Origin of the sequence: Cupriavidus cauae (assembly GCF_026210475.1) — a bacterium.
GTDB lineage: Bacteria > Pseudomonadota > Gammaproteobacteria > Burkholderiales > Burkholderiaceae > Cupriavidus > Cupriavidus cauae.
The window spans coordinates 1,771,182-1,794,107 of the sequence record NZ_CP080294.1 but is presented as its reverse complement, the minus strand read 5'-3'; the positions used below and the strand labels follow the sequence as shown (position 1 = coordinate 1,794,107).

The following is a 22,926-nucleotide window of genomic DNA, read 5'->3' as shown; positions in this document are numbered from 1 at the left end:
CCCCTGCGTGACGGCCCTGCCTATAGTCGTGCCACTTCCACCACGAGGCGGCATGCAACAATGCCGGGCCCACGATGACGTTTCGGTTCTACCCCAGTTCGATCGCGCTGGCGATCGCGGCGGCCGCACTGTCCGGCTGCGCCACCAGGCAAGGCGACGGCGGCGGCGACGCTGCCACCGCCACCACGTCCACACCGGCGCCCGCGCCGATCGGCATGAGCCTGAGCGATATCAATCACCGGCATCCGATGCTCGAAGAGGATTCGCCACCCCGACGCGGCGTCCGCCTGAACGACGCCTTCGTCGATCGCTAGCGGCGCGGAGCAAATCGCATGGCGACCCAGGCAAAGGTCCCGGGCCCTTCCCGACGGCCATCGTGGCGCTTGGCGCAACGCCCATCGCGGCGAACGATGCTGGTCTCGCTGTCGATCGCCGGCGCGCTGCTGGCCGGCTACGGCGGCTATCGCTGGTGGCAGCACCGCCAGCACACGGTGACCAGCGACAACGCCTATGTCCGCGCCGACGTCACGGCGGTGGCGCCGCGCGTGGCCGGCTATGTGCGCGCTGTCGCGGTCGACGACAATCAGCCAGTGCGCGCGGGCGACGTGCTGTTCCGCATCGACGACGCCGATTATCTGGCGCGCGTCGGCCAGGCGGAAGCCGATGTGCGCGCGCGCCGCGCGGCGCTGGCCACGCTGGAGCGCCAGCATCGGCTGCAGCAGGCGCAGATCCGGCAGGCGCAGGCAGCGCTGCGCATCCGCCAGTCGGCCACGCACCGCGCGGCGCTCGATCATCGGCGCCACGCGCAGCTGCTGGAGGTGCACGCCAGCAGCCGCCAAGCCTATGAGCTGGCGCGCGCCGAGGCTGAACAGGCGGCGGCCGCCGAGCAAGGCGCGCTGGCCCACCTCGATGCCGAGCGCCGCCGTCTGGACGTGATCGCCGCGCAGGTCGACGAGGCCAGGGCCGCCGAAGCGTCCGCACTGGCACGGCTGCAGCTGGCGCGCATCGATCTGGGCAATACCGTGGTGCGTGCGCCGGTCGACGGCGTCGTCGGCAATCGGCAGATTCGCGTCGGGCGCTACGTGCAGCCCGGCACCACGGCCCTCGCGCTGGTGCCGGTCGAGGCGTCCTGGGTCGTCGCCAACCTGAAGGAGACCGAGCTCCATCGCGTCCGCGTCGGCAGCCCGGTACGGATCGAGCTCGACAGCTATCCCGGCGTGCCGATCGACGGCACGGTCGTCAGCGTGTCGCCGGGCAGCGGCGCGCAGTTCGCGCTGCTGCCGCCGGACAACGCCACCGGCAACTTCACGAAGATCGTGCAGCACGTGCCGGTCAAGATCGTGCCGGCGCGCGGCGGTCCGCTGCACGGGAAGCTGGTGCCGGGGCTGTCGGCGGTGGTGTCGATCGATACGCGATCCGACGCGGCGGCCCGGGCGGCCCCTGCTGCCCCGGCGGCGCCGGTCGCACGGCAAGCCGCGCAGCGCCTCCCGCAGCAACTCGCGCAGGCCCGATGATGGACCGCCGCTTTGCCGCGCTGCTGGCGGCGGTGACGCTGCTCGCCCTGACCGACGCCATCAACGGCACGCTGATGATGGTCAATCGGGCGCATTTCGCCGGCGGGCTGCATGCGACGCTGGACGAGGCGGCGTGGCTCAACATCCTGTACTTCGCGGCGAAGCTGGCGGCGTTCGTGATCGCGGCCGCGGTGGCGCGCCGCTTCGGCGAGGCAGCGGTGCTGCGGTGGTCCGGCGTCCTGCTGGTGGCGTCGACCGCGGCCGCATCGCTGCCGCTCGATCTGGCGATGCTGGGCGCCTGCCGCTTCGTGCAGGGCGCTACCGCCGCGCTGATGCTCGCCACCGCGCAGGCGCTGCTGTTTCGCGATGCGCCGCCGCGCTGGGTGCCGCTGAGCCAGGCGGTGTTCGCGCTGGCGACCGTGATGGCGCCGACCACGCTGGCACCGCTGGCGCAGGGATGGGTCACCGATCATGGGTCCTGGCGCCTGGTGTTCCTGGCGGGTGTGCCATTCGGGCTGGCGGGGATCGGGCTGGCGCTGTTGGTCCTCCCTCGCGAGGCCACCGACCAGCGTATCGACGTGGGAAGCACGGCGCTGCCGCACGCGCTCGATCCGATCGGTATCGCGCTGCTGACCGTCGCGTCGATCGCCACGGTATTCGTGCTGCAGGAAGGCAATCGTCACGACTGGCTGCACTCGCCACGGATCGTGCAGGCCGGACTGCTGGCCGGGGCGGCCTTGGTGCTGGCGGCATGGCGCCAGCGCCGGCGCGATGGCGCGCGCCAGCGCCGGTGCGATAGCCCACGCTGGCTGCAGGCGCGGCTGTTCCGCGATCCGCATTTCGCCTTCGGCTTCTGCGTCAGCTTCGTGGCCGGCTTCGCGCTGTTCGGCAGCGCCTTCCTGCTGCCCGCCTTCGCGCTCAACGTGCTGCGGCTGAGCCCAACCCATGCGGGCGATCTGCTGGTATCGAGCGCCGCCACCGCGTCGCTGGGCCTGCTGCTGGGCGGCGCGCTGGCGCAATACACGCGCGTGGCGCCGTTCAAGCTGATCCCGCTCGGCATCGTGCTGTTCATGCTGGCGATGGGCATGCTGTCGTATGCCACCGCGTACAGCGGCCTGCCCGACATGACCCCGCCGCTGCTGGTCCGCGGCTTCGGCCTCGGGCTGATGTTCGTCTCGCTGACGCTGGTCACGCTGGGCGGACTGCCTGCGGCGCTGGCCTGCCAGGGCGCCGCGCTGTTCAACTTCGGGCGGCAATTCGGCGGACTGATCGGCATCGCCTTCCTGCAGACGTATCTTCACCATTGCCATGGCGCCGCGCGGACTGCGCTGGTGCAGACGCTGCCGGTCGGCATGGACGCGCCGCTGGCCACGGGATCGATGGAAACGCCGCTGCGCCAGGCACTGTCGCACGCCGATCCCGCCGTGGCGATCGCCGCGACGCTGGAACCGCTGCTGGAGCGGCAGGCGGGCGCCCTCGCCTTCAACGCCGGCTTCCTGTCGCTGGCGCTGCTGTTTGTCGTGGCGATCCCCGTGCTGCTGGCGATCAAGGTGGCGCTGGGCCGCTACGCCAGCCACGACGCCGGGCTCACCGCCGCGCATTGAACGCGCCGGGGCTCGGGTTTCAGGGCGGCGGGCGCTGCCGCTACGTCCGCTCCGCGACGCCCGGCACATCGTGCGCCGGCGCGATTGCACGCTGCCATCGCACGGTCGCCAGCAGCGAGGCCAGCACGATCAGGCCGCCGCCGATCCAGCCGGACAGCGCGATCCGCTCGCCCAGCCACAGCCATGCGAACAGCGCGCCGAACGCGGGTTCGCTGCCCATCAGCAAGGCCACGCGCGTGGGGCTGCTGCGCTTGATCGCATAGTTCTGCGCAAAGAACGCGAACAGCGTGCAGGCGCCGACCAGGTACAGCAGGCACAGCCAGAAGGCGCCCTGCGCGCCGAAGCCGGGCAACGGCGGCAGCGGCCAGGTGGCGGCCCCACCGGCCCATGCCATTGCCATAGCCACCGCCACGCTGCCGGCCGACACCACGCCGGCCTGCAGCGCGGTGACCGCCAGCGCGGGCGGGGGCTGCCGGCCCATGCTGTGCTTCATCGCGCAAACATAGATGGCCCGCAGCAGCGCGGCCAGCAGGATCAGCGCATCGCCGGGATGGAACGACAGCGACCCGGCACCGTCCGCGGCCAATATCCACGCGCCGCACAGCGACAGCAGCACCGCCGCCCATTCCAGACGGGTCGGCCGGCGCGACAGCAGCAGCCACTCGATGAGCGGGGTCAGCACCACGCACAGGCTGATCAGGAACGCCGCATTGGCCGCGCGCGTCAGCAACAGGCCGAATGTCTCGCACAGGAAGATGCCGAGCAGCAGCACACCCGCGCCCGCTACGCGCGCCAGCGACGCCGCCGGTATGCCGCGCAGCCCGGCCAGCGTCGGCGACAGCAGCACGAAGGTCAGCCCGAAGCGCAGCGCGAGCAGGCCGAGCACCGGGTAGTGCTGCAGCGCCTGCTTGGCGACGCCGTAGCTGGTGCCCCATACCACGGCGACCCCGAGCAGCATCAGGTCGGACAACATCAGCAGGCGGGCTTGTTGGGCGGTCATGGCTTCGGGGATTCGGGAATTCGGGAATTCGGGGATTCGGGAATTCGGGGATTCGGGGATTCGGGGATTCGCGAAATCGGGAAATCGGGGAATCGGCGGATGCGCGGACAAGGAGATGGCGTTTCACGCATTGTCCGGTATTGCATCCACGGTGATAATCTGCTCCATCCGCAAATCTTTGATGTCGCCGATTCATCAATCGCTGCGCCCGCCACGATGCATCAGAACACCTTGATCGCCCTGCTCCCCGACCTGGCCGTCTTCGCCCGCGTCGTCGACACCGGCAACTTCTCGCTGGCGGCCCGCCAGCTCGGCAGCACGCCATCGACCGTCAGCCGGCAGATCAAGCGGCTCGAGGAAGCGCTGGCCACGCGGCTGCTGGAACGCTCGACGCGCAAGGTCCGGGTAACAGAGGCCGGCGAACAGGTGGCGCGGTTCTGCCGCGACATGGTGGGCGCCGCGGCGGGCGCCGTCGATGCGGCCGGCCAGCTTGGCGGGCTGCCGCAGGGCCGCGTCACGCTGAGCGCGCCGGTGGCCTACGCCAAGACCGTGATCCACCCGCTGATCCCCGCGTTCCTGCGCCAGTACGAGCAGATCGACGTGCATCTGCGTTTTTCCGACCAGAGCGTCGACCCGCTGGCCGACGAGGTCGATCTGGTGATCCGGCTGACCGACGATCCGCCGCCGGGGCTGGCGGGACGCCGGCTAGGCGCGGTGCGCTGGGTGTTATGCGCGTCGCCGCGCTACCTGCGCAAGCGCGGCGTACCGGCGCAGCCGCGCGAGCTGGCCGAGCACGACTGCCTGTTCCTCGGCGAGGTCGCCGACGACAATCGCTGGCGCTTTCGCCGCGGCACGGAAACGCAGACGGTCACGGTGCGCGGGCGCTATATCGCCAACCATGTCGGCGCGCGGCTCGAAGGTGCGCTGGGCAGCCTGGGGATTGCGGCCTTGCCGGACTTCGCCGCGCAGGCCGCGCTGCAATCTGGCAAGTTGGTGCAGGTGCTGCCGGACTGGGACTTCCGTGCCCGGGCCTACCAGGGCGCGGTGTGGTTGCTGTATCCCCCCAAGCGCGTGATGCCGCCGAAGGTGCGCGTGCTGATCGATTTTCTGGCGATGCGGCTGGGCGGGCAGGATATCGGACCGCACGCGCCGGCTGCGACACGTCCGCGCCCGGCGAGGACTGAGCCCTCCGCTCGTTGACCGCTGCCAGGGGTGATTTCCCCGAGCCAGGGACTGCCGGCTGCCTCGCGCTTGCCGAGTCAATCGCTGGTACCATTCGGCCAACATGGGCCCACACGCGCGCACGTCCCTCCGGCGGCTTTGGCTGGCCGCATTCCTGCTGACCGCATTCCTGACAGTCCAGCTGGCAGCGGCGGCGTACGCTTGCGCGGGCAGCCGGTACGCCGTCAGTACCGACCGGGACATGACGGGCATGACGGGCATAATTGGCATGACCGAGTCGTGTCCCGACATGGCGCAGAAGGCCGTCGAGCCGGATTCGCACGATGGGCTGTGCCTCGAACACTGCCAGCTGGGATCCAAGTCCCTCGACCATGCCAGCCCGCAGCTTCCGGTGTTTCATGCAAGCCTGGTCCATCCCGTGATGCTGGTGCCGGAGCCGCTGCTCGCGCGCCCGAACGCGGCGGCTGCGGGAGCCACGCCACGCGGCCCTCCTCGCCCGCTCTCCATCCTGCACTGCTGTTTCCGAACGTAGCCTCCGCCGCAACGCCACCTATCGCGCCCCGACACGTCGTCTGAGGGCGGTCGTTGCTTTGCGGAGGCTTTATGCATTTGCGTTTCCCCCCATTGTGCGGACGCCGGCTGGCGTTCGCCATCACGCTGCTCGGCGCCAGTCATACGCCATGGGCGCAGCCGGCGAGCCGGCTCTCGTTGCAGGAAGCGGTCGCGCTCGCATCATCCCGGTCGAGCGACGCAGAAACATCCTCGTCCGCGGTGCAGTCGGCCATCGAAATGGCGGTTGCAGGCGGCCAACTGCCGGACCCGGTGCTCAAAGTCGGTGTCAACAACGTCCCGGTCGACGGCCGCGACCGGTTTTCGCTCGGCACCGAAGCCATGACGATGCGGTCGATCAGCGTGATGCAGGAGTTCACCCGAGCGGCGAAGCGCCAGGCTCGCGCGCAACGTTTCGAGGCCGAAGCCACCTCCGCGGAGGCGCAGCGCACGGTGGCGCTGGCCGCCGTGCAGCGCGGCACGGCCAGCGCCTGGCTCGAGCGGCAGTACGCCGAGCGAATGCTCGATGTATTTGCTGAACAGGCGCAGTCCATCCGATTGATGGTGGACGCCGCCGAAGCCACCTACCGCGCCAACCGCGGCACCCGGGCCGAGATTCTGGCCGCTCAGCTCGAACTTCAGCAGCTCCGGAACCGGGAAGACGAGGCGCGCACGGCTGTGGCTGCGTCCCGGGCGATGTTGCGCCGATGGGTTGGCGATGCCGCGGACCTGCCGCTTGCCGAGCCCCCCGCCCTTGAGTTGCCCACCTGGCTGGGCAATTTGGACGCCGATACCGTGATGCGACTGCCGGACGTGGCCGCCGCCCAGGCGCAGGTCGGCGTCGCCGAAGCCGACAGCCGGATCGCAAGCGAGAACAAGGTGCCGGACGTCAGCGTGGAGTTGATGTACAGCCAGCGGGGTCCCGCGTATTCCAATATGGTGTCCGTCAATGTCTCCCTCCCCTTGCCGTGGGACCGGAAGCATCGTCAAGACCGCGAACTGGCGGCGAAGCTGGCGCAAGCCGAGGCGGTGCGGGCACAGGCCGAGTCGATACGCAGAGGCGTGCTCGGCCAGGTCCGCGGCAAGCAGGCGCAATGGCAGCTCAATCAATCCCGCCTGGCGCGCTATGTCGACACGACCCTGCCGCTGGCCAAGGCTCGCATCGATGCAGCACTGACCGCCTATCGTACCGGCGCCGGAACGTTGACCGCGGTGGCGGACGCGAACCGCAAGGCGCTGGACATCTCGTTGGAGCACCTTCAACTGGAGGCCGCCACCGCGCGCCTGTGGACGGAGCTCGCCTTTCTGCTGCCGCTGCCGACCGCCGCGCAGGGGCCGGCGCGTGCAACGGGCCTTCATGGGGGATGGCAATGAACAGGACCGCGATCGGTCGCGCAGCGGCTGGCCTGATCGTCGCCGCCAGCGTAGGCACGGCTTATTACCTGGGCCAACAGCATGGGCGCAACATCACGCCGGCCGCCCCACCGTCCATTGGCGCGTCGGCCGGATCCGAACTGAAGGCCGGGGATATCGACCCGAAGACAGGCAAGCGCATCCTCTATTGGCACGATCCGATGGTGCCGGGCCAGCGCTTCGACAAGCCGGGCAAGTCTCCCTTCATGGACATGCCGTTGTCGCCCGTCCATGAGGATGCGGGCGGCAACGCCGCCGTCACCATCGACAGCCGCGTCTTGCAGAACCTTGGCATTCGCACCACGCAGGTCAAGACGGGACGACTCGAACCCACGCTCGAGGTGCCGGGCAATGTCGCGATCAACGAGCGCGGCATCGAGGTACTGCAAGCGCGTACCACCGGCTTCGTTGAGCGAACCTATGCCAGGACCACGCTCGACCCGGTCAGCAAGGGTCAGGCGCTGGCGTTGATCTACGCGCCTGAATGGGTGGCCGCACAGGAGGATTACCTCGCTATCAGCCGCATGAGCGCCGGCCTGCAGCACGATCTGCGGGAGGCCGCCATCGCGCGCATGCGGCAGGTCGGCATGAGCGAGAGCCACATACGGCTGGTGCAGAAGAGCGGCAAGCTGCAGCCGCGCCTGGCCATCACAAGCTCGATCGATGGCGTTCTGACCGAAATCGGCGCGCGCGATGGCATGACCCTGTCGCCCGGCATGACCCTGTTTCGGATCGCCAGTCTCGCGACCGTTTGGGTGATCGCCGAAGTACCGGAAAGCCAGGCTGCCCCGTTGCGGCCCGGACAATCGGTCACGGCCGTCGCGGCAGCGCTGCCCGGGCAGACACTGGACGGCAAGGTCGATGCCATCCTGCCCGATGTCAGCACGGCAACGCGTACGGCCAGGGTTCGCATCGAGTTGAACAACAAGGGCCGGCAATTGCTGCCCGGCATGTTCGTGTCCGTTCGCTTTGCGCCAGCCCCGGGCCCGGATCGGCTACTGGTACCGAGCGAGGCGTTGATTCGTACGGGCACGCGCACCGTCGTCATGGTACAGACCGAGCAAGGCGGATTCAGCCCCGTCGAGGTGAGGATTGGCGCGACGGCGGGCGGACAGACCGAGGTCATCGAAGGGCTGAAGGCCGGCCAGAACGTCGTCGTGTCCGGGCAGTTCCTGATCGACTCCGAAGCCAGCCTGCGCGGCACCGCACAGCGCATGGCGGCCGCGCCCGGAGCCTCGGCGCCTGCAGCGCCAGCCGCGCCGCGCCCCGAGCATGAAGGCGTCGGACGCATCGAGGCGGTGACCGCCGAAGGTTTGACGATCTCCCACGGTCCGATTCCGTCGGCGCAGTGGGGCGCCATGACGATGGACTTTGCGGCTCCGCCGGCCGGGCTGACGCGAGCGCTCAAGCCCGGCGACCGCATCCGCTTCCGCTTCCACCTCAACAGCGACGGGGTGGCAGTCCTGTCTTCGGTCGAACCGGCGGCAACGGCGCCCGGGGGCAAGCCATGATCGCCCGGCTCATCCTTGCCTCCATCCGGAATCGCTTCCTGGTGTTGCTGGCGACCGTGATGCTGACCGCGTGGGGACTGTGGGCGGTCAAAGGTACGCCGCTCGATGCCTTGCCGGACCTTTCCGATGTGCAAGTGATCATCCGCACGCCGTTCCCCGGCCAGGCGCCGCAGATCGTCGAGAATCAGGTCACCTATCCACTGACCACCACCATGCTGTCGGTGCCGGGCGCAAGGACGGTGCGGGGCTATTCCTTCTTCGGCGATTCCTATGTCTACGTGCTGTTCGAGGATGGCACCGACCTCTACTGGGCGCGCTCGCGGGTGCTCGAATACCTGAACCAGGCGCAATCGCGTCTGCCCGCCGCGGCCAAGCCTGCGCTCGGCCCCGATGCGACCGGCGTGGGCTGGATCTACGAGTATGCGCTGGTCGACAGGACGGGGCAGCACGACCTGAGCCAGCTGCGCGCCTTGCAGGACTGGTTCCTGCGCTTCGAACTCAAGTCGTTGCCCAACGTCGCGGAGGTCGCCTCGCTAGGCGGCATGGTCAAGCAATACCAGGTGGTCCTGATGCCGGATCGGCTGCGCGCTTACGGGCTATCGCAATCGAAGGTGCTGGCGGCGCTCAAGGGGGCCAACCAGGAAACCGGCGGCTCGGTGCTGGAACTGGGCGAGGCCGAATACATGGTGCGCGCGTCGGGCTATCTGAAGACGCTGGAGGACTTCCGGCAGATTCCGCTGGTCACCAGCGACACCGGCATTCCGGTGCGGTTGGGCGACGTCGCCACCATCCAGCTGGGCCCGGAGATGCGGCGCGGCATCGCCGAACTCGACGGCCAGGGCGAAGTCGCGGGCGGCATCATCGTGCTTCGCTCGGGCAAGAACGCGCTCGAGACCATCGACTCGGTCAAGACCAAACTCGCCACGCTGCAACAGAGTCTGCCCGCCGGCGTGGAGGTCGTGACGACTTATGACCGCTCCAGCCTGATCAAGCGCGCGGTCGACAACCTGACCACGAAACTGATCGAGGAGTTTGTCGTGGTCGCGCTGGTGTGCCTGGCATTCCTGTTCCATCTGCGCTCGGCGCTGGTGGCGATCGTATCGCTGCCGCTTGGCGTGCTGGCCGCCTTCCTGGTGATGCGCTACCAGGGCGTGAACGCCAACATCATGTCGCTCGGCGGCATCGCCATCGCGATCGGCGCCATGGTCGATGCGGCGGTCGTCATGATCGAGAACGCGCACAAGCACCTGGAACGCTGGCATGCGGACAATGGCGGGCGGGAACCGTCAGCTGGTGAGCGCTGGCAGATCATTGGGCAATCGGCCGCCGAGGTGGGGCCGGCGCTGTTCTTCTCGCTGCTGATCATCACGCTGTCGTTCGTTCCGGTATTCGCACTGGAGGCGCAGGAAGGACGCCTGTTCTCGCCATTGGCGTTCACCAAGACCTACTCCATGGCGGCGGCGGCGGGACTGTCGGTGACGCTGGTGCCGGTCCTGATGGGCTACATGATCCGCGGCCGGATTCCATCGGAACAGGCCAACCCGCTCAATCGGTGGCTGATCCGCGCCTACCGGCCAGCCTTGACCAGGGTGTTGACCTACCCCAAGACCACGCTGGCCATCGCCGCGACCCTGCTGGTGGCCACCGCCTGGCCGATCATGCGGATCGGCGGCGAATTCATGCCGCCGCTCGACGAAGGGGACCTGCTGTACATGCCGTCCGCCCTGCCGGGGCTGTCCGCCGGCAAGGCGGCCCAACTGTTGCAGCAGACGGACAGGCTGATCAAGACCGTGCCGGAGGTGGCGACCGTGTTCGGCAAGGCGGGCCGGGCCGATACGGCGACGGACCCCGCGCCGATCGAGATGTTCGAGACAACGATCCAGTTCAAGCCGCGGGACCAATGGCGCCCCGGCATGACCACCGAGAAGCTGGTCGAGGAGCTGGATCGGGTCGTCAAGGTGCCCGGCTTGTCGAATATCTGGGTCCCGCCGATTCGCAACCGGATCGACATGCTGGCCACAGGGATCAAGAGCCCGGTCGGCATCAAGGTCGCCGGCACCGACCTGCAGGAGATCGACCGGCTTGCCATGCGCATCGAGGCGGCGGTCAAGACGGTGCCGGGTGTTACGTCCGCGTTGGCCGAGCGGCTGACCGGCGGCCGCTATATCGACGTCGATATCGACCGCGTGGCCGCTGGCCGTTATGGCCTCAATATCGCCGACGTGCAGAGCATCGTGTCCTCGGCCATCGGCGGCGAGAACGTCGGCGAGGTGGTCGATGGCTTGGCGCGCTTCCCCATCAACGTACGGTATCCCCGCGACTATCGCGACTCGATCGAGCAATTGCGCAGCCTGCCGATCGTGACAGACAAGGGTCTGCAGATCACGCTGTCCGACGTTGCACGCATTCAACTGGTGCAGGGCCCGCCCATGCTCCGCAGCGAAAATGCGCGCCTGTCGGGCTGGATTTACGTCGATATCCGGGGACGGGACCTGCGCTCCGCCGTGCAGGCCATGCAATCCGCGGTGGCCGAGGCGGTACCGATGCCTGCGGGCTATTCGGTCAGTTGGTCCGGGCAGTTCGAATACCTCGAGCGCGCCAGCGCCAAGCTGAAGGTGGTGGTGCCGTTCACGCTGCTGATCATCTTCGTGCTGCTGTACGTGGTATTCGGGCGCCTCGACGAAGCGATGCTGATCATGGGAACGCTGCCGCTGGCGCTGATCGGGGGGTTCTGGCTGCTCTACCTGCTGGGCTACAACCTGTCCGTGGCAGGGATTGTCGGCTTCATCGCGCTGGCCGGCGTCGCGGCGGAGTTCGGCGTCATCATGCTGCTCTATCTCAAGCATGCGTGGAACGAGCGGTTGGAAGCGGGCCAGTCCGATGTCCACTCCCTGCTCGACGCCATCCAGCAAGGCGCCGTGCTGCGCGTGCGCCCGAAAGCCATGACGGTCGCGGTCATTCTGGCCGGCCTGATTCCCATCATGTGGTCGCATGGCACCGGCTCCGAGGTGATGCAGCGCATTGCCGCGCCGATGGTCGGCGGCATGGTGACCGCCCCATTGCTGTCGATGTTCGTCGTGCCGGCGGTGTACCTGCTGCTGCGCCGACGCCAGGCCGCACACGCTACCCCTTCCGCCACCCCCTCACTTCTGAAGGAATCGCAATGACATCATCCATCAAGACCCTCGCTGCCGTCCTCGCTCTTGCCGCCGCGCCCATCGCCTTCGCGGCCGGCGCAATGGAGGGCAAGGACATGAAGGCGCCCTCGGCTTCCAGCCAGGCTGCCCGTCCCGTTCCGGCGGAAATCAGGAAGATCGATGCCCAGGCCGGCAAGGTCACGCTCAAGCATGGTCCGATCGAGAACCTCGGCATGCCCGCCATGACGATGGCATTTCCGGTCAAGGACCGCGCGTCCCTGAGCCGCTTCAAGGAGGGCGATGCCGTTTCGGTAACCTTCGGCAAGATCGATGGTTCGCCAGCCGTTCTCGATATGCAGCGCAAGTAGGCGTCGTGGTTCACGGGATCCCTTGTGGCAATCGGTCTCGGTCACGACCTGCCCTGCCGTATGCGATCCTGCTCCGCTTCCCGCCGGCTGGCGCCCAGCCCATCGGCGGCCCACGCGTCGATCATGAAGTCGTCTTCCCGATAACTGGCCGTGCGCGGAAAGCCGGTCTCCTGCCCGAGAATGCGATGCACCTCGGGCGCGGGGCACGCCTGCTCGTCGAAGGGATGGCGCCAGTGGCAGGCCAGCAGCAGCCCGTCGGGCGCCATCGACTCGCGCACCCGTCGCGCGAGCAAGGCGACCTGATCCGGCGCGAGGTAGTAGCAGAACTCGCTGAGCACCACCAGATCGAAGCGCTGCGGCGGCCATTCCGCTGGCACCCTGATCGTTTCCACGCGCACGTGCGGGGCGTGGCCGGCGCGCGCGGCCGCGGCCCGGACCGCGCGCGCGTGCCGGTCGGCCGCCAGCAGCGCTTCGCAGCGCGGCGCCAGCGCGGCCGTCATCTCGCCATTGGCGCAGCCGGGCTCGAAGGCCGAGCGATAGCGCGGCCGATCGAGCATCGCCAGCAGCAGCGCGCGCTTGCGCGCCTCGAACCAGCGCGTACGGTAGTGCCAGGGATCGTCGCCGTTGGCGTAGACGGCGTCGAAGTAGGCGTCGGGGGTCGGCTCGCCGGCGCTCATGCCTGCGCCTCGTACCGGCGGCGCAGTTCGCGCTTGAGCAGCTTGCCGCTGGGGTTCTTCGGCAGCGCATCGGCGAAGATCACGCGCTTGGGCACCTTGAAATGCGCCATGCCGGCCTTGCAGAAGTCGATCACCTGCTGCTCGGACAGCGACTGCCCTTCCTTGAGCACGATCACCGCGGTCACCGCCTCGACCCAGTAGGCATCAGGCAGGCCGATCACCGCGACCTCGGATACCTCGGGGATGCGGAAGATCATTTCCTCGACCTCGCGGCTGGCCACGTTTTCGCCGCCGCTCTTGATCATGTCCTTCTTGCGGTCGACGATCGTGATGTAGCCCTCCTCGTCGCGCACGGCCAGGTCGCCGCTATGGAACCAGCCGCCGCGGAAGGCCTCCGCGGTGCGTTCGGGATCGTTGTAGTAGCCGTCCAGCAGTTGCGGCGAGCGATGGACGATCTCGCCGATCTCGCCGGTCGCGACATCACGCATCTCGTCGTCGACGATGCGCGTCTCGACATTGAGGGCCGGCTTGCCGGCCGAACCGGCCTTGCGCAGCTGGTCGTCGGGATGCAGCACGGTCGCCAGCGGCGCGATCTCGGTCTGGCCGTAGAAGTTCCACAGCCGCACGCCCGGCATGCGGCGCTGCATTTCCTTCAGCACCTCGACCGGCATGATCGACGCCCCGTAGTAGCCCGTGGCCAGCGTTCCGAGGTCGGCGCCCTCGAACAGCGGCGAGCGCAGCAGCGCGATCCAGATCGACGGCGGTGCAAAGAACGCATTGACGCGATGGCGCGCGATCAGCGGCAGGATCACGTCGGGCCGCGGCTGGCCCGTGATGATGTTGGTCGCTCCCAGATACACCGCGGGGCCGAGGAATACATCGAGCTGCGCGCAGTGATACAGCGGCAGCGCGTGCAGCACCACGTCGTCGGCCTGCATATTGCCCTCGACGATGCAGGTGACGTACTCCCACAGCACTGCCTCGTGGCTCAGCATCGCGCCCTTGGGCAGCGACTCGGTGCCGCTGGTGTAGATGATCTGCAGCAGCGCGCGCGGATCGACCGGCGCGATGTCCCGTATTGGTGCGCTGGCCATCAGCAGATCGTCGAAGCGCAGCATGCCTTCGGGCGCGCCGTCGGCCTGGTCCTCCGAGGGCAGCCAGATCTGCAGGCCGATCTGCACGCCATCGGCCGCGCCCTGCTCGACCGCGGCCACGGCCAACGCCTCGAAACCCGCGCCTACCAGCAGCGTGCGCGCGCCCGAGCTGCGCAGGATGTAGGCGACCTCGCCGGCATTGAGCATGAAATTGATCGGCACCAGCACCGCGCCCATGCGGGCCAGCGCGAAGCGCATCGCCGCGAAGGCGTGCGAATTGCGCGACAGGATGGCGACGCGGTCGCCGGCGGCAATGCCCTGCTGCGACAGGGCCGCGACCAGGCGGTCGCAGATCTGGTCGAAATCGCGGTAGCTCCACTGCACGTCGCCGCAGACGATCGCGGTCTTGTCGGGCGTGCGCTGGGCCGAGCGCCGCAGGATGTCTCCCACGCCATGCTGATGCGCGCGGCGGATCGCCGCCTGCTGGTCTAGCGTCATGCTGCTGTCTCCTGTGCCTGTTCTGTGCGCATCCTGTGCGCATCCTGTGCGCATCCTGTGCGCATTCTGTGCTCGTTCCGAGCTCGTTCCATGCATCCTGCTCGCGGCGGACCGCTGCGCGGAACATCGGCCGCCGGCCGCGTCAGGCTAGCAGCATTCGCGCGGCGGCGCATCCCCCCTGGGCACGGTGCGGGCGGTGCTAACATCGCCGGATCGCATGCCACCCCGCCAGTCCCCCATGTCCACGTCAGCCCGTCGTCCGGATCCCTTCGTCGACCATCTGCTCGAACTGATGGCGCCGCTGGCCGCCCGCATCGGCCCGATCACGGCGAAGCGGATGTTCGGCGGGCATGGCCTGTACTACGACGGGCTGATGTTCGGCCTGGTGACCGATGGCCGCTGCTATCTAAAGGCCGACGCGGTCACGCTGCCGCGATTCGAGGCGCAAGGCTGCGAGCCGTTCAGCTATCGCAGCGGCGGCAAGGAGGTGGTGCTGCGCCACTATCTGAGCCTGCCGGCGCAATGCCTGGAGTCGCCGGGCGAGATGGAACCCTGGGCGCGCGAGGCCGTGGAGGCCACGCTGCGGGTCGCGAACGCCGCGCCGCCCAGGCGCAAGGCACGGGGATAGCCGCGTCAGATCTCGTCGATCGCGGTGGACGCCGCAGGCTTGCCCGCCTCCTGCTCCAGCGAGAAACGGTCGCGCGTGGTCACGTAGAAGCTCGCGCCGAAGCGGCCGACCGGAAAATACTCCTGCAGCCTGACGCGCCAGCGTTCGGTGTCGATCAAGCCGTCTCGCGCATGCAGCCGCAGCACGCGGCCGATGAAGATCTGGCGGCTCTCGGTCTCCAGCGTCTCCCACAGCCGGCATTCGAACGCGACCGGCGCCTCGGCGATGCGCGGCGGCGCGATGCGCGTGCTGGGCGCCGCCGTCAGGCCCACGTGCGCCAGCTCGCTGATATCCGGCGGCAGCCGCTCGCCGCAGCGGTGCATCCGCTCTGCCATGGCCTCGTCGCACAGATGCACGACGAATTCGCCGGAGCGCACGATATTGGCCGCGGTGTCTTTCAGCGCGCCGCCGGCCAGCCGGTTGACGCTGATCATCACGATCGGCGGCTCCTCGCCCAGCATATTGAACATCGAGAACGGCGCGGCATTGGCGGTGCCATCCGCCCCCAGCGTCGTCACCAGGGCGATCGGCCGCGGCACGATCAGGCTGGCCATCAGCTTGTAGCGCTGATATTCGGTAATGGCGTCGAAATCGATTTCCATGTTGGCGCGATCGCCTCGTTCAAGTCGTGTCACAGGCCGAGCAGCTGGGCCAGGCTCTTCTCGCCCTGCATGCGCGAGGTCTCGATGCGCTGCTCCAGCTCGCGCAGATGCGCGTCCATCCTGCCGATGGCGCCGGCCGCATCGCGTTTCTCGATGCAATCGACGATCGCCGCATGCTCGTCGTGCTCGCATGGCGCATGGCCGGGCGGCTCGTACAGGCCGACGATCAGCGAGCAGCGCGACACCAGCTCCGTCAGGTAGCGCTGCAGCACCGGATTGCGCGCCAGCGCGGCGATGCGCAGATGGAAGCCGCTCGCCAGCCGTGCCCATGATGGCTGGTCGAAGCGATGCATGGCCTCGTGCTCCTCGGCCAGCTGCCGCCGCAGGTCGCGCAGGTCCGCCGCGGTGGCGCGCGCCACCGCCATCTCGACCAGCACGCGTTCGAGCGCCCGCCTTGCCTCGAAGATCTGGCCGGTTTCTTCCGGCGTCGGCTCGGCGATGACCGCGCCCTTGTTGGGCCGCAGCGCCACGATGCCGTCGTGCGCCAGCTTCTCCAGCACGCGCCGCACCACCGCGCGGCCCACGCCGAACAGCTGGCACAGCTCCGGCTCGGGCAGCTTGGTGCCGGGCGTCAGCCGATGATTGAGCACGCCGTCGAAGATCGCCTGGTAGATGCGCGCGTCGGCGTCGGCCGCCCGGCCTGCGGGCGGCGCGGCTGCGGTCGCCGGCGATGCCGGGGATGCCTTGCCCTTGCTGGCGGCGGACTTGGGGGCCGCCTTGCCGGCGGTTTTTGCGGCGGTTTTTGCGACAGTCCTGGCGGAAGCCTTGGTACCGGATCTCGCCGTCGTCCTGGCGGCGGCTTTGTCGACGTTGGCGGACATGAATTCGGTCAACGAATGAAGGGTCATGATGTTAGCGCGTGCCGTCCATGGTAGCGGTCATGCCACGCGGCGCAATGGGAGCCCCGCCCACCGCATCCTCCACCGCGTCCTCTACCGCGTCCTCCACCGCATCCTCTACCGCGTCCTCCACCGCGTCCTCCATCGCCTCGCAGATCGCCCCGGGTGTCGTCATCCAGATCTCGCCGGTATCGCGGCGCCGGGCGATATGCTCCAGTGCCCTGCGCAGATGGCGCAGCCGGTGCGGCTGCCCGACCAGATAGGAATGCAGCGCGATGCCCATCACCAGTGGCTGCGGGCGCGTGGCGTGGTTGGCCTGCGCCAGCATCTCGTCGAAATGGTCGACGATCATGTCGGCGAACGCGGCGCCATCCATCTGGCGCCCGACGATCATCGGAATGTCGTTCAGTTCCTGCGGATACGGAATCGACCATAGCGGCCCGCCGCGCGTCGCCATTCGCACCGGACGATCGTCGTGGCACCAGTTCAGCGTATAGCGATAGCCGGTCTCGCTCAGCAAGTCCGGCGTCAGCGCGCTCTCCGAGATCCAGGGCGACAGCCAGCCGGCGGGCGGCTTGCCGGCATGCGTGGCAATGCGCTCGCGGCAATGACGCAGCAGCGCGCGCTCGCCGGCCTCGTCCAGATCGCTCTGGCGCACCGCGTTCGTATGCCCATGCCCGATCAGTTCGTCGCCGCGCGCGAGAAAGGCGTCCGGCACCTCGGGACAATGGTCGTACAGCGCGGTATTGAGCAGCACGCCGGTGGGCATGCGCAGCCGGTCGAACAGCTCCAGGCAACGCCAGACGCCGACCCGGTTGCCGTATTCGCGCCAGCTGTAGTTCAGCACGTCGGGCTGCGGCGACGCGGGCCCGATATTCGCGCCCAGTCCCTCGCCGAAGGCGAAGTGCTCGATATTGAAGCCGAGATAGACGGCGAGCCGCGCGCCACCCGGCCAATGGAAATCGTCGACATCGGTGATGGGCCGATAGGGGAAGCGCCCGTGCGTGCGCAGCGGGCCGAATGCGGCAGTGGCAGCGTGGCGGTCGCGTGCGCCCTCCCCTGCCGCCCGTGGTGGAAGCGGAATCGGATTCGGATTCGGATTCGGATTGTGGGTCATTGCCCTGTGCCCTTCGTCGTTTGGCGATCGCGGCATCGGAGCGGCATCGGGCAGATCGGAGCGTGACCGCCGCGTGCCCTGCACCGCCATGGCCCCGTTCCCGCACATCCCGCACCGCGTCCGTGCGGCATGCACCGCCTTCGATCGCATTCATATCGATACCCCAATCGTTCGCAAGATGCAGGCCAGATCGTATGCGATCCGCTGAGCCTTCGTCCGCAAGGCATGGCGGTCCGGTGTCGACGTGTGGCATGGCTCTTGCGAACGGATCGGCGGTCCGTCGATTCCACGACATCTTTCCCTTCCCGTTGCACCGATCCGGAGAACTGCCATGTCCCGCCACCGTCCCCAACCGCGCCGCCGCGCGCTGATGCTTGCCGTCGCCGCTGCCTGCGCGCTGCCCGCCGTGCCGGCACTGGCGGCCGAACCCGTCAAGATCGGCCTGATCACCGCCATGACGGGACAGTCCGCGCGCGCCGGCGAAGCGCTGACGCGCGGCATGACCATCGCGATCGAGGAGATCAATGCCAGGGGCGGCGTGCTGAACGGCCGCAAGCTCGAGCTGGTCCGCCGCGACGACGAAAGCAATCCCGCCAAGGGCGTGCTCGCCGCGCGCGAGCTGATCTACAAGGAGAAGGTCGCGGTGCTGTTCGGCGGCCTCGACACGCCGGTGTCGATGGCGATCGTGCCCATCGCCAACCAGGAAAAGGTCCCGTTCATGGGGCCGTTGGCGGCCGGCACGCCGATCACCCGCAATGGCGCCAATCCGAATTTCGTGTTCCGCGTGTCCGCGGTCGACGAGCTGGTCGACAAGGCGATGCTGCAGTACGCGCAGAAGACCTTTGGCGCGACCAGACCGGGACTGATCCTGGTCAACAACCCGTGGGGCGAATCCAACGAGAAGGGCATCGTCGCCGCGCTGACGGCCAAGGGCATGAAGGCCGCCGGCATCGAGAAGTTCGAGGCGAACGATGTCGACGTGGTGCCGCAGCTTGGCCGCCTGAAGGCCGCGGGCGCCGATGTGCTGCTGATGGTCGGCAACGTCGGCCCTTCGGCCCAGGTCGTCAAATCGCTGGACCGCATGGGCTGGAAGGTACCGGTGGTGTCGCACTGGGGCCCGGCCGGCGGGCGTTTCACGGAGCTGGCCGGCCCGAACGCGCGCAACGTCCATTTCGTGCAGACCTACAGCTTCTTCGGCGCGCCGTCGCCGGTCGGCACGCGCGTCGTCAACGCGCTGAAGGCCAGGTACAGCGACATCAAGGGACCGGACGACATCACGCCGGCGGTCGGCGTGGCCAACGCCTATGACGCCACGCATCTGGCCGCGCTGGCGATCCAGCGCGCCGGCTCGACCAGGGGCGATGCGGTACGCCAGGGCTTCTACGCCATCGACCGCCATGAAGGGCTGATCAAGACCTACGTGAAGCCCTTCTCGCCGCAGGTGCACGACGCACTCACCGAGAACGACTACGTCTGGGCGCAGTTCATCGACAACCGCATCGTGCCGGTCGCCGACAAGCAGGTCGCGTCGAAGTAAGGAACGCCTCATGTTATGGATCTCCGCCCTGATCAGCGGTCTTGGCCTCGGAAGCATGTACGGGCTGATGGCGCTGGGTTTTCATCTGACCTATGTGGTCAGCGCCACCGTCAACTTCGCGCAGGGCAGCTCGATGATGCTCGGCGCCGTGCTGACCTACACCTTCGCGCAGAAGCTCGGTTGGCCGATGGCCCCGTCCGTGCTGCTCGCGCTGGCGCTGTGCGCGCTGTACGGGCTGGCCGTCGAGTTCGTCGCGGTACGCCCGTTCGCCAGCCGCGGCTCCGATGCCTGGCTGATGGCGACGGTGGCACTCGGCATCGTGCTCGATAACGTCGTCACACTGACCTTCGGCACCGAGCCGCGCAGCCTGCCGTCGCCGCTGGCGGCGTCGTCGCTGCAGCTCGCCGACGGGCTGGGCGTCTATCCGCTGCAGTTGCTGATCCCGCTGGTCGGCCTCGCGCTGGCGGGCGTGCTGCACTACGTGCTGCGCCATTCGCGCTGGGGCCTGGCGATGCTGGCGGTGGTGCAGAACCGCGATGCCGCGCGGCTGATGGCCATTCCGATCCGCCGCACCGTCGCCGCCGCGTTTGCGGTATCGACGCTGCTGGCCGGCGTCGCCGGCGTGCTGATCGCCCCGCTGTTCAACGTGCAGTCGGACATGGGCACGGTGTTCGGGCTGAAGGCGTTCGCGGTGGCGATCCTCGGCGGCCTGTCCAGCGCCTGGGGCGTGATGATCGCGGGCCTGATCTTCGGCGTGGTGGAGGCCGCGATCACGGCCGCGCTGGGCTCGAGCTATACGCAGATCATCACGTTCGCGCTGGTGATCGCGCTGCTGGCGCTGCGCCCGGCGGGACTGTTCGGCCGCGCGGAGGTACGCAAGGTATGAGCGCGCGTCCTCCCCTCGTCGCCGGCATCGGCACGCCGCTGCAGATTTCGGCGTTCGCCCTGGCGCTGCTGGGCGCCGCGGCCGCGGCCCTGCTGCTGAACGGCTACTTCGTCTTCGTGATCGCAGGCGTCGCCATGCTCGCGATCTGCGGCGTCGGCCTGAACCTGCTGATCGGCCTGACCGGGCAGATCTCGTTCGGCCATGTCGGCTTCTACGCGATCGGCGCCTACAGTGTCGCGATCCTGACCGGCCAGGCCGGCTGGAGCTTCTGGCCGGCCTGGCTCGCGGGCACCGCCATTGCGGCGTTGGCCGGCGCCCTGCTCGCGCTGCCGGCCCTGCGCGTCAAGGGGCCCGGCCTGGCGATGATCACCATCGCCTTCGGCTTCATCGTCGAGCACGGCGCGGTCGAATGGCGGGCGCTGACCGGCGGCCAGAACGGGCTGATGGGCATCGCCCAGCCGACCCTGCCCGGCGTCGACGGCGGCGAGCGCGCGCTGACGCTGATCGCGCTGGCGGTGCTGGCGGTCTCGCTGGCGGCCTATGCGCGCATTGCGCGCGGCAGCTGGGGCGCGGCGATGCGCGCGGTGCGCGACAGCGAGACCGCGGCCGCGTCGATCGGCATCGAGCCGCTGCTGGTGCGCACGATGGCCTTCGCGGTCTCGGCCGCGCTGGCGGGGCTGGCCGGCGGCCTGTTCGCGCCGATGCAGGGCATGGTCACGCCCGGCATGTTCTCGTTCCTGCAATCGATCCTGTTCGTGCTGGTGGTCATGATCGGCGGTGCGGGCACGGTCGCCGGTCCGGTGATCGGCGCGGTGGTGGTCGGCATGTTGCCGGAGTTGCTGTCGAGCCTGGAGAACCTGCGCCTGCTGTGCTTCGGCATGCTGCTGCTGGTGGTGCTGTGGGTCGCGCCGCAGGGCATCGTCGGCGTGGCGGCGGGACTGCTGCGCGGGCTGCGGCGCCAGCGCGGCGCAGCCGCGCCGGGGGATGAGCCAGCCGAGATCGCGCTGCCGATGCGCGAAGCGGCCACGCGTCGCGCGCTGGTGGCCGACGGCCTGTCGATGGTGTTCGGCGGCGTGCGCGCGGTCGACGGGCTGTCGTTCACGGTGGCCGCCGGCACCGTGACCAGCCTGATCGGCCCGAACGGCGCAGGCAAGTCGACGGTACTCAATATGCTGTCCGGCTATTACCGGCCGCACGCGGGCGGCCGGCGGCTCGGCGACGCGGCGCTGCCCGCGCGCGGCGCCTGCCACAGCGCGCGCCACGGCATCGCGCGGACCTATCAGACCTCGCAGCTGTTCGGCGGCATGAGCGCCGCCGACAATGTCGCGCTCGCGCTGGGCGGTGGGCGCCTCGGCCCGCTGCTCGGCACCGCCGGCTTCACGGCCGCCGCAGTCCGCGAACGGGCTCGTGCGCTGCTGCGGGCCTGCGGCTATCGCGGCGACCCGGATGCCAGTGCCGCCGATCTGGCCCACGTCGACCGCAGGCTGGTCGAGATCGCGCGTGCGCTGGCCACGCAGCCGGCCGTGCTGCTGCTGGACGAGCCGGCTGCCGGCTTGTCGCGCGAGGACAAGGCCAGCCTCGGCCGGCTGCTGCGCCGCATCGCCGACAGCGGCATCGCCGTCGGCCTGGTGGAACACGACATGTCGCTGGTGATGGAGGTATCGGACCGCATCGTGGTGATCGATGCCGGCCAGCGGCTGGCGGTCGGCACGCCGGCCGAGGTGCGGGCCGATCCGGCGGTCCGCCGTGCGTATCTGGGCGATGCGAGCGTCGGCGATGCGGTCGCCGGTGAAGCAGCCGCCGGCGCACCGCCGCGCCAATATCGCGACGTCGCCGGCGCGGAACTGCTGGGCGTCAACGCGCTGCGCGCCGGCTACGGCGCCGCGCCGGTGCTGCACGACGTCGCGCTGCAGGTGCGCGAAGGCGAGATGGTGGCACTGCTCGGCGCCAATGGCGCGGGCAAGTCCACGCTGATGCGGGCTCTGTCCGGCCTGCACCGCCCGGTGCAAGGCGGCATCGCGTTCGACGGCGTGGATCTGGGCGGCATCGATGCGGCCCGCATCGCGGCGATGGGCCTCGTGCTTGTCCCCGAGGGACGGCAGGTGTTTGCCGAACTCTCCGTGCTCGACAACCTGAAGCTCGGTGCCTTTCCGTCCGGGCGCCTGCGCCGCGGCGAGATGCAGCGCCGCATCGAGACGATGTTTGCCCGATTCCCGCGCCTGCGCGAACGCCAGCACCAGCGCGCCGGCCTGCTGTCCGGCGGCGAGCAGCAGATGCTGGCCATTGCCCGCGGCCTGATGTCGCAGCCGCGCATGCTGCTGCTCGACGAACCGTCGCTTGGGCTGGCGCCCAAGGTCATCGACGAGCTGTTCGCCTCGCTGGACCGGCTGCGCGAGGCGTCGATCACGATCCTGCTGGTGGATCAGATGGCGGCACTCGCGCTGGCACTGGCCGACCGCGCCTATGTGCTGGAGGAAGGCCGCGTCGTCGCCAGCGGCCGCGCCGACGTGCTGGCGCGCGATGCGGCGCTGGTGCAGGCCTATCTCGGCGGCGATGGCGGCGATGGCGGAAATGACGGCGATTGCGGCAATGTGGCGAACGGCGGCGACGACGCCAGCCGCGCCACCGGGATGGCCCACGCCGCCCCGCAAGCGGTGCAGGCCTGATGGCA

At 69.0% G+C, this 22,926-nt stretch carries 19 protein-coding genes; 13 read left to right on the top strand and 6 right to left on the bottom strand.

Features of this window, described 5'->3' with window-relative positions; genetic code table 11:
• Window positions 1–74: 74 nt before the first annotated feature.
• The 3 genes from KZ686_RS23245 to KZ686_RS23235 all read left to right on the top strand — a co-directional run bounded on the left by KZ686_RS23245 (window position 75) and on the right by KZ686_RS23235 (window position 3,118).
• Window positions 75–314: a hypothetical protein gene (locus KZ686_RS23245; RefSeq protein WP_150083809.1), complete on the top strand. Its 240-nt coding sequence runs from the start codon at window positions 75–77 to the stop codon at window positions 312–314.
• A 96-nt stretch (window positions 315–410) separates the two neighbouring features.
• Window positions 411–1,514 (top strand): HlyD family secretion protein, encoded by a 1,104-nt coding sequence (locus KZ686_RS23240; protein ID WP_265633812.1) that lies wholly within the window; start codon window positions 411–413, stop codon window positions 1,512–1,514.
• Complete coding sequence (locus tag KZ686_RS23235; protein WP_265633811.1) at window positions 1,511–3,118, top strand: MFS transporter; 1,608 nt, start codon at window positions 1,511–1,513, stop codon at window positions 3,116–3,118. Before KZ686_RS23240 ends, KZ686_RS23235 begins: the two co-directional genes overlap by 4 nt.
• A 40-nt stretch (window positions 3,119–3,158) precedes the next feature.
• Here KZ686_RS23235 and KZ686_RS23230 read toward each other — a convergent pair whose 3' ends face one another.
• Window positions 3,159–4,118, bottom strand: a complete 960-nt coding sequence (locus KZ686_RS23230; protein WP_265633810.1) for a DMT family transporter — start codon at window positions 4,116–4,118, stop codon at window positions 3,159–3,161.
• A 216-nt stretch (window positions 4,119–4,334) separates the two neighbouring features.
• Between KZ686_RS23230 and KZ686_RS23225 the strand changes: the two genes are divergently transcribed.
• From KZ686_RS23225 to KZ686_RS23200, 6 genes are all read left to right on the top strand, one after another.
• Window positions 4,335–5,318 (top strand): LysR family transcriptional regulator, encoded by a 984-nt coding sequence (locus tag KZ686_RS23225; protein ID WP_265633809.1) that lies wholly within the window; start codon window positions 4,335–4,337, stop codon window positions 5,316–5,318.
• Between the two features lie 223 nt (window positions 5,319–5,541).
• The gene (locus KZ686_RS23220; protein WP_322784944.1) at window positions 5,542–5,832 is read left to right on the top strand and encodes a hypothetical protein; all 291 of its coding nucleotides are present in this window, start codon (window positions 5,542–5,544) and stop codon (window positions 5,830–5,832) included.
• A 71-nt stretch (window positions 5,833–5,903) separates the two neighbouring features.
• The gene (locus KZ686_RS23215; RefSeq protein ID WP_265633807.1) at window positions 5,904–7,223 is read left to right on the top strand and encodes a TolC family protein; all 1,320 of its coding nucleotides are present in this window, start codon (window positions 5,904–5,906) and stop codon (window positions 7,221–7,223) included.
• Window positions 7,220–8,773: an efflux RND transporter periplasmic adaptor subunit gene (locus KZ686_RS23210; protein WP_265633806.1), complete on the top strand. Its 1,554-nt coding sequence runs from the start codon at window positions 7,220–7,222 to the stop codon at window positions 8,771–8,773. Before KZ686_RS23215 ends, KZ686_RS23210 begins: the two co-directional genes overlap by 4 nt.
• On the top strand, window positions 8,770–11,940 hold the full coding sequence (locus tag KZ686_RS23205; RefSeq protein WP_265633805.1) for an efflux RND transporter permease subunit: 3,171 nt from the start codon (window positions 8,770–8,772) through the stop codon (window positions 11,938–11,940). Before KZ686_RS23210 ends, KZ686_RS23205 begins: the two co-directional genes overlap by 4 nt.
• Window positions 11,937–12,278 carry a copper-binding protein gene (locus KZ686_RS23200; protein WP_149316103.1) on the top strand — a complete coding sequence of 114 codons (342 nt, stop codon included), beginning with the start codon at window positions 11,937–11,939 and terminating at the stop codon, window positions 12,276–12,278. The genes KZ686_RS23205 and KZ686_RS23200 overlap by 4 nt, the downstream gene beginning before the upstream one ends.
• 41 nt (window positions 12,279–12,319) lie before the next feature.
• Here KZ686_RS23200 and KZ686_RS23195 read toward each other — a convergent pair whose 3' ends face one another.
• Together KZ686_RS23195 and KZ686_RS23190 are read right to left on the bottom strand one after the other, a co-directional pair.
• A complete protein-coding gene (locus tag KZ686_RS23195; RefSeq protein WP_149316104.1) occupies window positions 12,320–12,955 on the bottom strand; it encodes an SAM-dependent methyltransferase in 636 nt (211 codons plus the stop codon).
• Window positions 12,952–14,547, bottom strand: a complete 1,596-nt coding sequence (locus KZ686_RS23190) for an acyl-CoA synthetase (RefSeq protein WP_265633804.1) — start codon at window positions 14,545–14,547, stop codon at window positions 12,952–12,954. Before KZ686_RS23190 ends, KZ686_RS23195 begins: the two co-directional genes overlap by 4 nt.
• A gap of 238 nt (window positions 14,548–14,785) precedes the next feature.
• On the opposite strand from KZ686_RS23190, the gene KZ686_RS23185 reads away from it, so the two are divergent.
• Window positions 14,786–15,175, top strand: coding sequence for a TfoX/Sxy family protein (locus tag KZ686_RS23185; RefSeq protein WP_149316106.1), 390 nt, complete (start codon window positions 14,786–14,788; stop codon window positions 15,173–15,175).
• Between the two features lie 5 nt (window positions 15,176–15,180).
• Here the strand turns inward: KZ686_RS23185 and KZ686_RS23180 are convergent, their stop codons facing one another.
• From KZ686_RS23180 to KZ686_RS23170, 3 genes are read right to left on the bottom strand one after another with little or no spacing between them, the layout of a single operon-like run.
• Entirely contained in the window at window positions 15,181–15,816 is a 636-nt protein-coding gene (locus KZ686_RS23180) for a flavin reductase family protein (RefSeq protein WP_265633803.1), read from the bottom strand.
• A 29-nt stretch (window positions 15,817–15,845) separates the two neighbouring features.
• Complete coding sequence (locus KZ686_RS23175; protein ID WP_407648631.1) at window positions 15,846–16,697, bottom strand: GntR family transcriptional regulator; 852 nt, start codon at window positions 16,695–16,697, stop codon at window positions 15,846–15,848.
• 31 nt (window positions 16,698–16,728) lie between these two features.
• Window positions 16,729–17,832: a polysaccharide deacetylase family protein gene (locus tag KZ686_RS23170; RefSeq protein ID WP_265633802.1), complete on the bottom strand. Its 1,104-nt coding sequence runs from the start codon at window positions 17,830–17,832 to the stop codon at window positions 16,729–16,731.
• 370 nt (window positions 17,833–18,202) lie between these two features.
• Here KZ686_RS23170 and KZ686_RS23165 point away from each other — a divergent pair, with 370 nt between their 5' ends.
• Genes KZ686_RS23165 through KZ686_RS23155 form a run of 3 tightly spaced genes read left to right on the top strand, consistent with a single transcriptional unit; the run spans window position 18,203 to window position 22,921 of the window.
• Window positions 18,203–19,369, top strand: a complete 1,167-nt coding sequence (locus tag KZ686_RS23165; RefSeq protein ID WP_265635387.1) for an ABC transporter substrate-binding protein — start codon at window positions 18,203–18,205, stop codon at window positions 19,367–19,369.
• Between the two features lie 10 nt (window positions 19,370–19,379).
• Window positions 19,380–20,255 carry a branched-chain amino acid ABC transporter permease gene (locus tag KZ686_RS23160; protein ID WP_265633801.1) on the top strand — a complete coding sequence of 292 codons (876 nt, stop codon included), beginning with the start codon at window positions 19,380–19,382 and terminating at the stop codon, window positions 20,253–20,255.
• Entirely contained in the window at window positions 20,252–22,921 is a 2,670-nt protein-coding gene (locus tag KZ686_RS23155) for a branched-chain amino acid ABC transporter ATP-binding protein/permease (protein ID WP_265633800.1), read from the top strand. Before KZ686_RS23160 ends, KZ686_RS23155 begins: the two co-directional genes overlap by 4 nt.
• Window positions 22,922–22,926: the final 5 nt, after the last annotated feature.